Origin of the sequence: Larkinella terrae (assembly GCF_009668025.1) — a bacterium.
In the GTDB taxonomy this organism is placed as follows: domain Bacteria; phylum Bacteroidota; class Bacteroidia; order Cytophagales; family Spirosomataceae; genus Larkinella; species Larkinella terrae.
The window spans coordinates 1,075,898-1,092,377 of the sequence record NZ_WJXZ01000014.1; the positions used below are offsets into that span (position 1 = coordinate 1,075,898).

At 50.5% G+C, this 16,480-nt stretch carries 13 protein-coding genes; 6 read left to right on the forward strand and 7 right to left on the reverse strand.

Features of this window, described 5'->3' with window-relative positions; genetic code table 11:
• Positions 1-48 precede the first annotated feature (48 nt).
• On the reverse strand, positions 49-1,611 hold the full coding sequence (locus tag GJJ30_RS26105; RefSeq protein WP_229313420.1) for a sensor histidine kinase: 1,563 nt from the start codon (positions 1,609-1,611) through the stop codon (positions 49-51).
• Positions 1,612-2,024: 413 nt separating this feature from the next.
• Positions 2,025-2,414, reverse strand: a complete 390-nt coding sequence (locus GJJ30_RS26110) for a response regulator (protein ID WP_205880619.1) — start codon at positions 2,412-2,414, stop codon at positions 2,025-2,027.
• 513 nt (positions 2,415-2,927) lie between these two features.
• Between GJJ30_RS26110 and GJJ30_RS26115 the strand changes: the two genes are divergently transcribed.
• Complete coding sequence (locus GJJ30_RS26115; protein WP_154178107.1) at positions 2,928-3,755, forward strand: universal stress protein; 828 nt, start codon at positions 2,928-2,930, stop codon at positions 3,753-3,755.
• 33 nt (positions 3,756-3,788) lie between these two features.
• Complete coding sequence (locus GJJ30_RS26120; RefSeq protein WP_154178108.1) at positions 3,789-4,544, forward strand: SDR family NAD(P)-dependent oxidoreductase; 756 nt, start codon at positions 3,789-3,791, stop codon at positions 4,542-4,544.
• A 227-nt stretch (positions 4,545-4,771) separates the two neighbouring features.
• Here the strand turns inward: GJJ30_RS26120 and GJJ30_RS26125 are convergent, their stop codons facing one another.
• From GJJ30_RS26125 to GJJ30_RS26145, 5 genes are read right to left on the reverse strand one after another with little or no spacing between them, the layout of a single operon-like run.
• Complete coding sequence (locus GJJ30_RS26125; RefSeq protein WP_154178109.1) at positions 4,772-5,335, reverse strand: YceI family protein; 564 nt, start codon at positions 5,333-5,335, stop codon at positions 4,772-4,774.
• A gap of 4 nt (positions 5,336-5,339) precedes the next feature.
• Positions 5,340-6,017 carry a hypothetical protein gene (locus tag GJJ30_RS26130; RefSeq protein WP_229313422.1) on the reverse strand — a complete coding sequence of 226 codons (678 nt, stop codon included), beginning with the start codon at positions 6,015-6,017 and terminating at the stop codon, positions 5,340-5,342.
• 16 nt (positions 6,018-6,033) lie between these two features.
• The gene (locus tag GJJ30_RS26135) at positions 6,034-6,468 is read right to left on the reverse strand and encodes a Rieske (2Fe-2S) protein (protein WP_154178110.1); all 435 of its coding nucleotides are present in this window, start codon (positions 6,466-6,468) and stop codon (positions 6,034-6,036) included.
• A gap of 17 nt (positions 6,469-6,485) precedes the next feature.
• The gene (locus tag GJJ30_RS26140; RefSeq protein WP_154178111.1) at positions 6,486-7,772 is read right to left on the reverse strand and encodes a dihydrolipoyllysine-residue succinyltransferase component of 2-oxoglutarate dehydrogenase complex; all 1,287 of its coding nucleotides are present in this window, start codon (positions 7,770-7,772) and stop codon (positions 6,486-6,488) included.
• A 27-nt stretch (positions 7,773-7,799) separates the two neighbouring features.
• Positions 7,800-8,327: an RNA polymerase sigma factor gene (locus GJJ30_RS26145; RefSeq protein WP_154178112.1), complete on the reverse strand. Its 528-nt coding sequence runs from the start codon at positions 8,325-8,327 to the stop codon at positions 7,800-7,802.
• Positions 8,328-9,367: 1,040 nt separating this feature from the next.
• Here GJJ30_RS26145 and GJJ30_RS26150 point away from each other — a divergent pair.
• The 4 genes from GJJ30_RS26150 (at position 9,368) to GJJ30_RS26165 (ending at position 16,322) form a co-directional block, all read left to right on the forward strand.
• Entirely contained in the window at positions 9,368-13,774 is a 4,407-nt protein-coding gene (locus GJJ30_RS26150) for a CusA/CzcA family heavy metal efflux RND transporter (protein WP_154178113.1), read from the forward strand.
• Between the two features lie 8 nt (positions 13,775-13,782).
• Positions 13,783-14,985 (forward strand): efflux RND transporter periplasmic adaptor subunit, encoded by a 1,203-nt coding sequence (locus tag GJJ30_RS26155; RefSeq protein WP_154178114.1) that lies wholly within the window; start codon positions 13,783-13,785, stop codon positions 14,983-14,985.
• A 7-nt stretch (positions 14,986-14,992) separates the two neighbouring features.
• A complete protein-coding gene (locus GJJ30_RS26160) occupies positions 14,993-15,703 on the forward strand; it encodes a VIT1/CCC1 transporter family protein (protein ID WP_154178115.1) in 711 nt (236 codons plus the stop codon).
• A 286-nt stretch (positions 15,704-15,989) separates the two neighbouring features.
• The gene (locus tag GJJ30_RS26165; protein WP_154178116.1) at positions 15,990-16,322 is read left to right on the forward strand and encodes a hypothetical protein; all 333 of its coding nucleotides are present in this window, start codon (positions 15,990-15,992) and stop codon (positions 16,320-16,322) included.
• Positions 16,323-16,480: the final 158 nt, after the last annotated feature.

A 16,480-nucleotide genomic window follows, 5' to 3' on the forward strand; every position in this document is an offset into this window, starting at 1 on the left:
GAACGTGCGCAAATCCCTTTGACCCGTTCGGAGAAGGAACGGCTGGTGCTAGCTCGTTGGCAGGAAAACCGAAAAGGTCGCTCCCTTTTGAAGCTGGCTGGTGGCCGTGATGGCACCGCCGTGATTGACGACGACCTTCTCGCAGATGGCTAATCCAATGCCCGTTCCGGCATATTTATTCCGATTGTGCAGACGTTGAAACACCTGAAAAATACGATCGGTGTAGTGCTGTTCAAAACCGATTCCGTTATCCGACACGTCGATGTGGTGATAATAGGCGGTTTTGCGGGCCGGGGCCACCGCCGTGGGTAACTGAACGGCGGCCACTTTTTGATACCGAACTTTAATTTCGGGCGCAACGCCATCCTTGCGAAATTTCAGCGCATTGCTGAGCAGGTTCTGAAACAATTGTCCGAGTTGCAGTGCATCGCCGGGAATCGTTGGCAGCGGGTCCGTACTCACCACCGCCCCGGCTTCCTTGATAACCAGTTCCAGATCAAACTGAACATCGTCGACTATCTCATTGAGGTTCACGGTTTTGCTGGTATCCCGCTGCGTGGAAATCCGGGAGAAGGTCAACAGATCTTGGATCAGCGTCGACATGCGGTTGGTGGCCTGCTGCATGCGGTCCAAATATTCAACGCCAGCACCGAGCTGATCTTTGTATCGCGTTTTGAGCACATCGCCGAATTGCTGCACCTTCCGGAGTGGCTCCTGCAAATCGTGGGAGGCCACGTAGGCAAATTGCTGCAAACTGTCGTTGGAACTTTTCAGTTCGTCGATCTTGCTTTCGAGCTGCAGTTGCAAGTGCCTTAACCGCGTGAAATCGGTAAAATGGAGGACGACTTCCTCATCCAGCTTGGACGTACTCATTAAATTGTACAGGTCGAGCCCGTCCTTATCGTAATGAATCTCGAAGGTGAGCGGCTCGCCGGTTGTAAAAGTAATAACCGGGTTGGTGAAGCTCTCGGTTTCGAAATAGCCGGGAAAGACCTCGCCCACCCGTTTCCCCTGCAATTGTTCAGGAGTGGCATTGGCATACGACGCGTAGGCCTGATTGGTCAGTTTAAAGCGGAAGTCAATGATCCGGCCATTCTCAAAAATAGGTTTCAGTACCTGCAGGGGTTCTTTAAAGCTGTTGATAATGGTTTGGAGATACTGGTTGCTCTCGGTCAGCTCAACGAGCTGTACGGAGTTGGTGATATCCTCCACCGAATGAATGATACCGGCTACCTGCTGATCAGGTCCCACGAACGGTTTATTAACCGGTCGCCAGGTGCGCCACTCGAGCACCCCGGTTTCGGCATTGGGCCACCGAAACCGCTGGTCGGACATGGAATGGATCTGTTTGGTGAGAAGCACCTGATCCAGCGACTGGCGGAGTTGCTCCGAACTGGACCGGTTCTGCTCGTCATCGAAGAACACGTCGAACACACTGAATCCCACCAAATTTTCCCGTTGCAGACTGAAAGCGGCCAGGTATTCGTCGGAAACGGCGGCAATGGTGTAGCTCGGCGCATCGGGTAAAAAGACCAGATGCTTGCCGGGCATGGCATTCATCACGAGTGAATAGAAGGCCAGGCTGTCAGGGCTGGTGGGTGGGATACGCATTTTTAAGCTTAATGGTCACATGGGTTCGGTCGAGCCCGCAGGAATGCCGGCGCTGTATACCCGCCATCGGGTCTAAATTAGCCACAAGATAAGTATTTAACTGAACATGATCGAGCTGTTTTCATCAGGTTTCGATTATAAAAACCGCTCTTTCACCCGTCGAAATAAGCCCGCCCGACCGGATTTACATTTTCACCGGACGAATGGAACCCGTTTTTACCAGTCTTTCGTTACTGAGCTGGTGTATAAGAGAGATCTCTTATATTTATTAGTAAATAGCCGGATGGTTTTGCCGTTCGGCTATTTTTTTGGAGCCAAAAAAGCCCGCTTGTCGGGGCGGGCAGATGAGCTGATGAGTTTGGTAGTTGTCCGTCTTTGCGTAAGTTAGCGGTTTTTTAATTGGCCATTTGGTTTCAGTCAATGACTGAAACCGGTTGCAGCAGGGTTTCAATTTTCTTTAACAGCACCGGCAATTCAAACGGCTTGACGAGGTAGGGGATGGGGTTCGATAAAACAACGACCTGTCTGGCAATTGGCAACTCCACCGCAGACATGAGCATGACCGGAATGGTTGGAGACGTTTCCTTTAGCTTCTCCAAAACATCCAATCCACTGTACATCGGCATCAGAAGGTCCAGCAGAATGAGGTCGGGGGGCTGCGGCATGGCCCGGAGCATTCGAATTGCTTCCAGGCCATTATCTGCCAGGATTACCTCGTAACCAGCCCTGTCCAACTGGATGGTTAATAATTTGCGTACGTTACGGTCGTCGTCGGCGATTAAAATTCGTTTTTTGTCAATCATTTTTCGCTCCATGTAAGGTTGTGCATGCTGAATTCAGTTTGTACGTTTTAAATGAGGAGCAGAGAAGTCTGATAAGTATAAAAGCGGTTACAAATGACATTCCAAATAAATTCGAATGCAAGGCAAAAGCCGTGGAAAAGAGAAGTTTAATCGCTTATTAATACGGTAGGAGAGCTGTAACCCGGTTTTAATGGAATTGCCCACGAGGAAGTAGGCAAAGAGCAGGCTTACAAGCAGCGGTTGTCTTCAGTCGGCTACTCAATCACCACTGGCAGCGCCAGTTCCCTTTTCTGAAATTGGAGATTTAGTCACGCAGGGGGCAGGTTTTCGGAGACGTTGAAACGGAGACTTCATTGAAAAAGGCAGTTTGATTGTCAGTGTATTTTACGTTAGTTGGACACGATCAGCTGACGTCTGCCAACTGACAATAATCAACCGGTTTTATGTGATCAGTCATTTTGAAAGGGGCGGTTTTCGACTTGCTTTGGAGCATCAAGCAAACCATCGCTCATCATGAAAACGATCCTGGTTCCCACGGATTTAAGTCCAATGACGGCCTACGCCCTTGATGTCGCCGTCGGTCTGGCTCGTATGCATCGAGCTGAAGTTGTTTTATTACATACCGTGCTTTATCAGCTTATGCCGCAACCAGCCGTTGATTATACGCCGGAAGTGTCAGCACTCTCGGCGGAGTATTATGAGGAAACCCTCAAAGAAGCGGAAGAAAGTCTCTGGAAAATGGCGGCAAATCCGAACTACGCGGGCGTAATGATCAGGACAAAATTGGGCAGCAGCTTCGACGGTTTGATTCGCATGATTAACGAGCAGCCCGCCGACCTGATCGTACTGGCTTCCAAAGGAGCGTCCGGGTTGAAGGAATGGCTGGAGGGATCTAACGCGGAATTCATCGTACGACATGCCCGCTGTCCGGTGCTGGTGGTTAAAAAACCGGTCGAACACTTTCAACCCCAGTCCATTATTTGCGGAATTGATGTAGATGACAAGCTCAAGGAACGTCATCCGCACCCGTTCCAGTTGACGGATCAGGGTTTGCAGCAGTTTGTTTATGTGCTAACCCCCAACGATCCTCGTCAACCCGACGGTATCCGGGAGTGGATGGATGAATTTGCGTTGGCAAAAGGAATGGCTCATTATCAGTTTACGATCTGGCGCGACCAATCCATCCCGACAGGAATCCTGAACTATGCCGATGAGGTAAAAGCCGACCTGATCGTACTCTACACCCATGGACACAAAGGTCTGCGCCATCTGATTCAGGGAAGTGTAGCCGAAGACGTCCTGAACCACGCTGAAGTACCCGTTCTGATTATGCGGGCTTAAATTAAATGATTGAACACCACAAATAAAATAGGTATGGAAAAGGACTTAAAAGGGAAAGTAGCGCTGGTCACCGGAGCCGCTTCGGGTATTGGCGAAGCCATCGCCTTGCTGTATGGTCAACACGGCGCCAGCGTTATGCTTTCCGATGTGAACGAAGAAAGAGGTCAACAGGTCGCCGACCAGGTGGTGGCCGAAGGCGGTATCGCCCGGTTTTTCAAAGCCGATGTCGGCGACCCCGGGCAGTGTCAGCAACTCATTGAGGAAACCGTTTCCGCTTTTGGCGGTTTGGACATGGCCTGCAACAACGCCGGAATCGGTGGCGAACTGAATCAGACCGGGGATTATTCGCTGGAAGGCTGGCAGAAGATCATCAACATAAATCTCAATAGCGTTTTTTATTGCCTGAAGTTCGAGCTGGAAGCCATGCTGAAACAAAACCGTACCGGATCGATCATTAATATGGCTTCCATTCTGGGGCAGGTCGGTACGGCGATGTCGCCGGGTTATGTCGCAGCCAAACATGGCGTGGTCGGTTTGACCCAGACCGCAGCCATTGAGTATGCGCCGAAAGGAATTCGCATCAATGCCGTCGGTCCGGCCTATATCGACACGCCCTTGTTAGGGGTATTACCGGATGAAGTGAAAGCATCGCTGATTGGACTTCATCCCATCGGTCGGCTGGGCCGGGCCGAAGAAGTTGCCGAACTGGTCATCTGGCTCTCGTCGGAAAAAGCTTCGTTCGTGACGGGTTCGTATTATCCCATTGACGGCGGTTATCTGGCCCGGTAGCCGGGCAGATCCAGTTTGTGTCGACCAACTATCCAAAAGGTTGAGCAAAGCCTTTGAAAAAATGCCGGATATTCCGGAGAAATTTCTGACAAGGAAACCGCAGCCCGAAACGGTCGCGGTTGAATAGCCAGGTATTTTTCGATTGTCGTGGTCGTCTCGTTGGGGCCCGCAGTCATGGCCGTGCCCTACCCCAACAATAGAGGTTTAGTCAAGTGGGCAACTACTAGTTACGATGATGGATTGCGGAAGATCAAGTCAAATTTTAGAGTCATGACATCCTCGACTGGCACCATCATTAAAGAGGGTCTGTCAATTAGAAAGTCGGAAAGGCTGACCGGAAAGGATCCTTCTATTCGAAATTCATTTCCGGTCTCCAGTAATTTTGCCTGACAGGTAACCGGACGCGTCACCCCGTGGAAAGTCAACTTGCCGACAATTACCAGGGCTCCCCCGGTATTTATATGAACCTCCTGCGTGGTAAAAGTAACCAGGGGGTATTTCAGTCCTTCCAATACCTCAATGGCGTGTGAATCACGGTTCGCGTTCTTCGAGTCGAAACTGGCTATTTTGATTGCCAGGGCACCGCTTTCGATTTGACGCGTATCGGGGTTGTAAATGAACGCGCCGGATACCTCGTGGCTGACTCCATCCCAGGTATGCATGGGATGCTTCATGGTGTAGGTGACGGTAGAATGTGTTTTGTCAACCACCATTTTCAGGCGGTTCGGCAGGAATGCAAACGGCATTGACTGCGTCAACAACCAGTTCGAAAGAAGCAATAGGTGAAGCATACCGTTAAAATTTAATGGCAATTATAGAGGCAGCAAAAGCGCCAAAGGTAGTGTACGCGGCCGCGCGGTGATAGGGTTTCAGTTCGGGATGAGAATCGATCATACCCGATAGAACGTTCGTCGTAATCATACCCGCAATATGCAGAACGGCCAGGTACTTATGGAGTTTGATAGAGCTGAATCCGGATCGCTCCAATACCATTTTAGGAGGAGCAGCGAGCGACAAAAGGGCCGTTGTGGTATAAGTGATATTGACGCAGGTAGCAAGGGTACTGTGTGTATTGAGCAGTTTGCCAAAGCTTTCTCCTTTTGCGTCGTATAATTTCGCTCCAACGATTCCCTGCGCAATGAAGCCAGCGAGCGTAACAAAACCCATCACCTGATGACTCACCAGCATCGTACGGCGAATCTTTAGTTCGTGCGCCCGCCCCTCTGGCGTCAAGGGGGCAACTTTCAGGTTGCGTAAAACTCCACGAGGTCCCCAGAAAAACCGCTGGGTGAAAATCATATGAGGAGGTAGCAACGCCGGGGTTTCTTTGGAATCAACCAGCTCATTCAATAAGCTATCGGCACTAGTGGCGGAGGTTGTTAGGGAGTCCGGTGTGGAGGTAGCAACCTGAGCATACCCTGATCCGCTCATTCCAAGCAGGAACACTCCGATCAAAACAAGTGATCTTTTCATTTTGAGTCCGTTGCAGTTAAGAAATCGTCAGGGTATTGCCCGCCTGGGTAACCGTATAAACGGTCAGGCCATTTCGTCCTTCCGAATTTAAGCCTTTGCCGGTCAGGTCATAACGGGCGCCATGCTCAGGACAGTAAAACTCGTCGTTTCGTAATTGAACCTTCCTTTGGCCTTCGTGGCTGCAAACGACAGTGACGGCTACATACCCCCTGGAAGTGTTGGCAACCACTACATTGTTGGTAACAATATACCCACCTTGTTTCAGTAAGCCGGCGTTGGCGGGGGCAGTTAAATCGACCGTCACCGTGCCACTAAGCGGAGCTGGGCTAACCCCGTTATTTTTACTACAGGCAGTCAGCGACTGTCCGGCGCAGTATACCGCCAGCAGGGCGGCTCCTTTGATGCCCATTGCTTTCAAAAATTCGTTACGGGAAATGGCATTCTGATTCATAGGAAATTACAGATTGATTAGAAATGGTAAAGCAAAGCGATCCGCCCGCCAAGAGCCGGGAAAGACAGGTAGTAAGGACGATAAGCTGATTGGAAATACCCTTCTGCCTGAAGGAACAACTGGTTGGAAACGGGATAGCTAACGCCCGCATTGACTTGATACACAGCCGTTAGTTCAGGATAACCATTGCCACGTACCTTCATTTCGGGCTGACCGCCGGTTTGATGATACTCGATTTGATAGGATAAGCCTTTTTGAACACCGGCCTCTGCTCCGATAAATGGTTGAAGGCGACCGGCCCAGGGATAGAATCTACCGCCAACGGTCATCTCGAGCGTATGCCAGTTATTAACTTCAACCCGGTTTATGAACGGTTGTGGGTCCGGCTGACCTGGAAAGTGGAGCATCGACCGGTGGTGATCTCCATCGGGCTCGAAGTCATAAGCCGTATTCTGGTATAAAGCGGTTGCGATCAGACTCCATTTTGAATGAAGCGCCCACTCCGCACGAAGGCCAAAACCATTGCCCTGTTGCCTTTCTAACTGGCGCGATACCGGCAATCGCTTATCACCTACCAACCCTAACATAAAGCTTCGGAGCGAAATCGATCGACGGGCAGGCTCGACGGCCGAAACCGCAGTTGTTTTTCGGGAATGAGCCGGTTGTTGGACCGGTTTATCTTCTTCCGGGCTGATGCCCGTTTTTCCAGGTTCCTGCAAACTATCAGCAGCGAGCGAGATCACCGGCCCTGAGTCAATACCTCCGGTTTCTGTACCCGTTTGATGATCCAAAGAAGCTCCGTCGGTTCCATTCCCTTTGACCAGCTTTCGTGCATCCGGCGAGTTAACGTCGGGAGACCGGTTTTCGGGAAGTCGACTAGTTCCTTTTTTGGATGGGTTTCTATTCCATTCTTTTTCAACGGAATAGGACAAGGAATGATCGTCGAATCGGGGCCGCTGCCACAGGGCATTCTTGCCTGCATGGCCAACCGGGTCCTGCTGGCGCTCAGTTGGAAGGTAAACCGTTCGGTACACGGTATCTACCCGGATGAGCTTACGTTCTGCCACGATTCGTTTATTCTCTTGAAGTTGATCCAGTTGTTGGCGGGTTTCCTGAAGTTGGTAGTAGATTACCCCCGTAATACCCAACAGCAATCCGCTAACCACTGGCAGAAGCCACGTGAGCCAACGGAGTTTCCGTTGTAGTTCATAACGCTCCAGCCGTTCTTCTACTTTAGACCACTCACGATCGGAATAGTCGGGTAGTTGCCGGGCAAACTGATCATCGAAATCAAAGTCGTTCATGGGTAAATGTCCTGCATGGAAAGCGGTTTAAAAATCACAGAGTAACTCCTGAAGCTTCTGACGGGCACGCGATAAATTGGACAGGGAGGTGCCGACGGAAATACCCAGCATTTGGGCAATCTCTTTATGATCGTATCCTTCAATGACGTAGAGATTAAAAACCGTCCGGTAGGCAGGCGGCAAGTGCTGGATAAGCCGACTGACTTCCTCCGTCGTGAATCGCCCAAACAAATCCATCTCAACTTCTACCTGTTCAGCTTCGGCTAACTCAGTCAGGATCAGGGGTGGTTGCTGGCGCAATTGATTCAGGGCCGTGTTGATCAGAATCTTTTTGAACCAGTTCACAAACGGCCATTCGGGATTGAAGGTGTCGATTTGCCGGAACACTTTCACAAATCCATCGTTGAGGACTTCCCGGGCAATTTCAACATCGGCAATGTACCGCAGGCATACGGAAAGTCCGTAGCGATAAAACGCCTGATACAATTCCCGTTGTGCCTGCCGATCCTGTTTACGACAACGACTCAAAATCTCTACTAAGCGGTGAGTATCCATACAGCATAGAATACCCGGTTTTTGTAGGGAATATTGCTTCCCGCAAGGGGAGAGTGGGGGATTTAATTATTTTTTAATTGAAACTAAAAAAGAGTGGTAATTAATTGGCTTGCAAATAATTAGACTGGTTTAAAATTGATCAGTTGTCGACTTGAAATACCATAAAAGCCATTGAGAATTCTGCGTACACCTGTTCAATCTGATGAAAGAAAGATCATTGGAATACCAATCAGATTCCTATTTGGTAAGCTTATCCCTATTCCATATCTGCTTTGTTTGTGGTTTGCTGATCGACGGTTTACCAAACCTGACCGATCAGGCGGAACTGGTAAAAATTAAGTCGGTAAGAGTGGTCTATTTCCAAATTACACCGCTTTATTGGTTGCCTCAATCTTTCTGATAAACTTTACGAAAAAGCTGGGCTAGATTCGTTTTTATGAAGGCAATTGTTGCTTTTTTGCTGACGCTCCAAGTACTGGGAAGTAGTTTAGTCCCGGGCTTTGGTATCTCCCAGTCGGTCAGGCTGGTCGATCTGGTTCAGCATTTTCAGCAACACCGGCAAACCGCCCCCGATTTGAGTTTTCTGGATTTTATGCTCATGCATTATGGAGCCAACTCCGAGCACCAGAAGCATCCAAATCATAGCCACCATAATCTTCCAGCGGTCGGCCATGCTACTCCTGCATTTACGGCTCCTTTCATTGTTTTGCTGTCATTAGCTGCCCAAGCGGTCTTATTGCCGGCGAAAACAGCCTGTTTTCGTTACGCTAATCATTACTCATTCCTCTGTGTATTTTCGCTGATTAATCCGCCCCGACCCTAGTTGGGGTGGGCTGGTTGGCCGAATTGTGCCCTTACGGGTAGCAATACATCTGTCTTCTTTTCCGTTTTCTGGTGCTTTTGCCGGTTGTTTTTGGTTAATCGGCTGCATTACGAACCCGTTCTCCTGTGCATACGGTCTTCAGTGGAAAACCGCCGTATTGAGTGCGCACGCTTGTCATTGCCAATCATCCTAAGTTGACTTTTCGTTCCTCGCTACGATGCTGAACGCTATCATTCATTTTTCAATCCGTCATAAATTAATCATTGGCCTGTTCACCCTGGCGTTGATCGGATGGGGCCTCTGGTCAGCCTCTCAGTTGCCCATCGACGCAGTGCCCGACATCACCAACAATCAGGTGCAGGTCATCACCAGCAGTCCATCGCTGGCCGCTGAAGACATCGAACGGCTGGTTACCCTTCCCATCGAAGTGGGCTTGTCCAACATTCCGGGTCTGACCGAGATCCGCTCCTTCTCCCGCTTTGGCCTTTCGATTATAACGGTTGTGTTTACGGATGCAACGGATGTGTACTGGGCCCGTCAGCAGATCAGCGAGCGGTTACAGACGATAACGGGGCAGATTCCACCCCATGTGGGCACACCCGTTATGGCGCCGGTAACGACGGGTCTGGGTGAAATTTTCCAGTATACCGTCGTTCCCAAAAAAGGCTTTGAAAACCGCTATTCGCTGACCGACCTGCGCACCCTCCAGGACTGGACCATCAGGCGGGCGCTTTTGGGCACGCCCGGGGTTGCTGACGTAAGCGGTTTTGGCGGCTTGCTGAAGCAGTACGAAATAGCCGTTGATCCAGACCGGCTACGGAGCTTTGGAATCACCATTACTGACCTCCTGACGGCGCTTCAGCAAAATAACCAGAACACGGGTGGGGCTTACATCGATAAAAAACCGAATGCCTTCTTTATCCGCTCAGACGGCCTGATTCGATCTCCAGACGACATTGCCGACATTGTTATCCGCCTGAATGACCAGGCGTTACCCGTGCGTGTTCGTGACGTAGCACAGGTGCAAATCGGTTCAGCTGTGCGGTACGGAGCCGTTACGCGCAACGGTCAGGGGGAAACGGTGGGTGCCGTGGTGATGATGATTAAAGGCGAAAACTCATCGGCTGTCATTAAGCGGGTTAAGGAAAAGATTGCCCGGATTCAGCAGATGTTGCCTCCGGGCGTGCAGATTGTTCCATTTCTGGATCGTACTAAAATGGTCAACAGTGCCATCGGCACGGTGGAACGGAATCTGCTGGAAGGAGCTACGATAGTCATCGTCGTACTGGTCCTGCTGCTGGGAAATTTTCGAGCGGGTTTTGTCGTGGCTTCCGTCATTCCGCTGGCATTGCTGTTTGCCATCTCAATGATGAACCTTTTCGATGTGTCCGGAAACCTGATGAGCCTGGGAGCCATCGATTTCGGACTGATTGTCGACGGAGCCGTCATCATCGTCGAAGCGACGCTGCACCACATCACCCTGCGCAATCTGGATAAAACGCTCACCCAGGCTGAAATGGACGAAGAAGTGTACCAATCAGCCGGCCGCATTCGTTCCTCAGCGGCTTTCGGGGAAATCATTATTCTGATTGTCTATTTGCCGATTTTAGCCTTGTCGGGCATCGAAGGAAAAATGTTTCGACCGATGGCGCTAACGGTCGCTTTTGCCATCCTGGGTGCCTTTATTCTCTCGCTCACCTACGTGCCGATGGTTTCGGCGCTTCTGCTGAATAAAAAAATCCAGCATAAAGTCTCGTTTTCTGACCGGATTGTAAAGCGGATTCATCGTTTTTACGAACCGGTTCTACTGCGTGCGCTTCAGCACCGGCTATTGATTCTTTCGGGGGCAGTGGCGCTATTGATCGGAGCAATTTTTATGTTTTCCCGGATGGGAGGTGAATTTATTCCCCAACTTGATGAAGGCGATTTTGCCGTCGATACCCGGACCCTTACGGGTAGCTCGCTCTCCGAAACCGTCGACGCTACCCTGAAAGCCCAGCGTATTCTGCTCCGCCAGTTTCCGGAAGTTGAGCAGGTGGTGGGCAAAATCGGTTCCGGCGAAATCCCGACCGATCCGATGCCCATCGAAGCCTCGGATCTGATGGTTATTCTCAAGCCGAAAGACGATTGGACATCAGCTACCACGCGTGACGAACTGGCCGGGAAAATGGCCGAAGCACTGGCGGTGATTCCGGGCGTCACCTTCGGCTTTCAGCAGCCCGTTCAAATGCGGTTCAACGAGCTGATGACCGGAGCCCGTCAGGATGTGGCTTTAAAAATTTACGGCGACGATTTGAATCAGCTCACGCAATTGGCCGATCGGGTAGGTGGCCTGATCCGAACCATTGCGGGCGCGAAGGACTTGTACATCGAACAGGTGGGCGGGCTGTCGCAAATTCTGATCCGGCTGGATCGGGCGCAGATTGCCAAGTTTGGGCTGAACATAGCCGATATAAACCGGGTCATCAATACCGCCTTCGCCGGACAATCTGCGGGAGTGGTATTTGAAGGCGAAAAACGATTCGATCTGGTCGTTCGGTTGGCCGCCACTAAACGCCAGAGTATCCAGGACATCCGGAATGTGTACGTAGCTGTCCCGGCCGGTGTGGGCAGGCCTTCCCAACAAATTCCGTTAGGTCAGATTGCTCAGGTAAGTGTTCAGGAGACGCCTAACCAGATTCAGCGGGACGATACCCACCGGCGGATTACGCTCGGTTTCAATGTGCGGGGACGCGACGTAGAAAGTATCGTCGCGGAGTTGCAGCAGAAAGTCGGTCAGCGCATCAAATTTCCAGCCGGTTATTCGATTGCCTACGGGGGGCAATTTCAGAATCTGGTCGAAGCGAAAACACGCCTAAGCATGGCTGTCCCCATCGCCCTCGGTTTAATATTCGCTTTGCTATTCTTTACCTTCAACTCTGTTCGGCAAAGTCTTCTCATTTTCATGGCCATTCCGATGGCCGCTATCGGGGGCATAGCCGCATTACTGATCCGCGACATGCCGTTCAGTATATCGGCCGGTGTGGGCTTTATTGCCCTCTTTGGCGTCTCCGTTCTCAATGGCATCGTGCTGATCGCGGAGTTTAACCGGCTTCGGTACGAAGAGGGCTTAACCAATTTGACCGAAATTATCCGGCAGGGAACTGAAATCCGCCTTCGCCCCGTCATCATGACGGCTCTGGTCGCTTCGTTTGGGTTCATCCCGATGGCCATTTCGAACTCGGCGGGTGCCGAAGTACAGAAACCGCTGGCGACCGTTGTGATTGGAGGACTACTATCGGCCACGGTACTGACCCTTCTTATTCTTCCCATTCTGTATTCCTTAACAGAACGAAAAGCAGTGGAAAAAGAGGCCAAAACCGCCCGTAAACCGGGATTGACCCCATTGGTGAAAATCGTCAGTGGATTGGTGTTTGTATCACTGGCCGCAGGCAGTTGGGGACAGACCCCTCAACTGGTTACGTTACAGCAGGCGCTTCAGCAGGCAGCGAACCAAAATGGTCAGTTACGAACGGCCGCTCTGCGGGTAAGCCAGGAACAGGCTTTACGGCAGACCGCCTACGACGCCGGTCGGTTGTCGGCCACGCTCATGCTGGGCCAATACAACAGCCGACGATTTGATAATAACCTGGCCGTTACGCAGACCATTCCGAATCCGGCGCTGATGCGTCGGCTGGCGCAACTGAATGATCAGACAGTCAGCGCCCGTCAAGCAGAGGTAAGCGTTACACAAAATGACGTTCAGTACGGTGTAAAGTCGGTGTATTATGAGCTAAACCATCTCTACCAGAAACGCAACCTTTTCCAGCAACAGGATACGATACTTGCCGAGTTTGTGAAGGCGGCCAATTTGCGAATTAAAACCGGTGAAACCGGCGGCCTCGAAAAAGCGACTGCCGAAAGCCAATTGGCCGATCAACGGGTACGGCTAGCCCAAAATGACGCGGCCATAACGGCCAGTCGGAGCCAACTGCAGACGTTGCTCAACAGCCGGCAGCCGGTTGATGTCCCTGTTGATTCACTACCGAAACTGACAATCCGGACCGTTCTGGATAGTACCTCACTGGCCCGCAATCCCGGGCTGCGGCTATTGCAACAGCAAATACAGGTTGCCCGGCAGAGTCGGATGGTGGAACAGGCTCGATTGAAACCGGATTTTCTGGTAGGCTTATTCAGTCAGACCCTGATCGGAAACCAGTTGATTGATGGTCAGGAGTTGTATTTCGGACCTGGTTACCGGTTTAATGGAGGACAGATCGGTATAACCCTTCCCATGCTGAGGCAACCCCAGAAAGCCCGAATCCAGGCGGCCCGCGTTGGCGAACAACTGGTTCAGACGGAGCTTCAAAATCAACAATTTACGCTCGATCAGCAACTGAAACAGGCGGTTCAGCAGTATGAAAAGTACCAACAGGTACTGGCTTACTATGAAATGAATGGTCTCCCCCAGGCGGAATTCATCCGAACCATCGCCCGACGTGGTTTTAACAGTGGCGACATTGGTTACGTAGAATTTTCGCTGGCGCTGCAGCAAGCCCTGACAATCCGGTCCAATTACCTGGATCTGCTCCATCAATACAATCAATCGGTTCTCTACATCAACTACTTACTGGGTAATCCCTGAATAGATCCATGACTTACACCATGTCCAGATACAACCTGCTGATACTTCTGAGCGCTTTCGTGTTCTTAAGTTGCCATTCATCCAATGATCAGAAAGATCAATCCAGGAGTCCGGAAGTTATCCCGACAAAGGTCGATTCGGTCCCAACAGGGCCCTTCCGGGTTTCGCTTACGCAGGCGCAATACGAGGTAGCGGCTATTCAGCTGGGTCAACCTACGTTACGCACCCTTAACCAGACGCTGAAAGCCAACGGAACGATTGATGTACCCGCATCCAATCTCGTTTCCGTCGCCGTACCTTTTGGCGGTTATATCCGAACCATTGACCTGGAACCGGGCATGAAAATCCGAAAGGGGCAACCCCTGGCCCAGTTGGAAAATCCTGAATTCATTCAACTTCAGCAGGATTATCTGGATACAAAAGCCAAACTGGAATTTGCCGATCTTGAATATAATCGGCAACAGGAATTGAGCCGGGATAACGTCAATGCACTGAAGTTATTCCAGCAGGTACGATCTACACGGCAAAGTTTACAGGCTCAACTAGCGGGACTGGCTCAGCGACTGGCCATCATCCATATTGATCCGGAGAAACTCAGTCCCAATCAACTGACGCGCCTGGTAACGGTTCCTTCGCCGGTTTCGGGCTTTGTTACCAGTGTGCCGATTAATAAGGGTCGGTTCCTCAACCCGTCCGACATACTGGTCGAGATCACGAATGTCGATCACCTGCATGTGCGGCTCAGCATTTTTGAAAAAGACATCAGCCGGGTGCATACCGGGCAGGTGGTTCACTTCGGTTTGGGGGATGAAGCATCTTTGGTGCACCAGGGCAAAATTTTCCTGATTGGAAAATCCATAGCGGCCGATCGAACGCTTGCGGTTCTGGCTCACCCGGATGGCTACAGTGCCGACCTGATTCCGGGCGGATACGTCTCGGCCCTGGTCGATGTGAAAACGCAACCCCTGCCCACCTTACCCGAAACGGCCGTCGTTAGCTATAAAGGCAAGTCGCTGGTGTTTGTACTGGAGAAAAAGCAGGGCCATCCGGCTGCTTATCAATTTCGGCAGGTAGAGATAAAAACGGGTATTCAGGAAAATGGTTATGTAGCCGTTTCCATTCCCCCGAACGTCAACCCGGCCGTAACGCCGATTGTCCGGAAGGGCGCCTACAGCTTACTGGCCAAACTAAACAATAACGAAGAAGAATAAGAATAAGATGGCACATACCCCACATGGTCAACTCCACATTGAAAAGCATCTGCGGAGTTCCGCATTTATTTCAGACATCGTCATTGGCATGTCGGACGGATTAACGGTCCCCTTTGCGCTGGCAGCGGGTTTAAGCGGTGCCGTATCGAGTTCTTCCCTGATTGTTACCGCAGGTATTGCCGAGATTGTCGCCGGGGCTATTGCGATGGGATTAGGAGGTTACCTGGCTGGTCAGACCGAGGCCGATCATTATGAATCGGAACGGCGACGCGAAATTAGAGAAGTAGAAACGGTTCCCGAACGTGAAAAAGAAGAAGTACGCGACGTTTTTGCCAGCATGGGCCTTCCTGCCGATCTGCAAACCGCCATTGCCGATGAACTGGCTAAGGATAAAACGAATTGGGTGGATTTCATGATGAAATATGAACTGGGGCTTGATGAGCCGGATCCAAAGCGGGCTACCAAGAGCGCCTTAACGATTGGACTTTCCTACGTAGCTGGCGGGTTAATACCTTTATGTCCCTATTTTATCCTGAGCCATCCCCACATTGCCTTGGGTTATTCCTGTGCCTTGACGTTGTTGTGCCTGTTCATTTTTGGTTATTTCAAAAGTAAAGTAACGGGACAACCCCCGACCAGGGGTGCCATTAAGGTAACCTTGATTGGAGCGTTGGCGGCAGCGGCCGCTTTTGGTGTCGCCCGTTTCCTTAATGCCTGATCCCGAATTTTGGAAGAGAACAATTTTAAATTTGATTCTTAGTGAGGTCCTCCCGGATTTTCAGGCGGTACTGGCAAGCTATCCTGAATCTAAGAATCTGACCAACACACAAACATAAAAGGCGGCCCCGTTCCAAGTAAAGAAAGTGGCTTGGAAACACCCATCTGGCAGCCTGCAATGACTAAATCGAGTTTATTGCACTTATTTTTATAGTAATTGTACTTAATTAGTGCAATTGGCACTTGATTTGTTTATAAAAAAGGCAATAAGCTACGAAGCACAAATCATGAAACGATTCTCATCCGCAGAAGAATTAAACGACTTTTGGTGTTCTTTTACCAACTATGGATTTGTCGGTGGCAACCACATTGTCCAATGGAATCAGAACTTTGCCATTCAGGATGAAGAACGCTTTATTCGAGTTTTTAAAACGGTCCTCTGGCACGTCATGGACACCGATTTGACGGCGGATTTTAATAGTATCTTACTCTATTACAACAAGGGTGATTTGGCGTTGTATATCCGTATCGTGAATGCTTATACTGCCTGGTTTTATACGACTCTTCAAAATCTGTTAGATAAACTCAAAAAACCGGAAGTATCCCCTGATGCAACATAATCCGGCTTTTTCAGTGATTCGGCGGGTTTGGTCACTGACCTCAATCCGTTGAACCCCTTCTCGTAAACGGCCGGTCCGATCCACCGGTTGCGGGCGCCGATTTTAAAGTTTTGCCGATGGAAAAGGCGGTTTTTAACGTCTAGTGCTACAAGGATCAA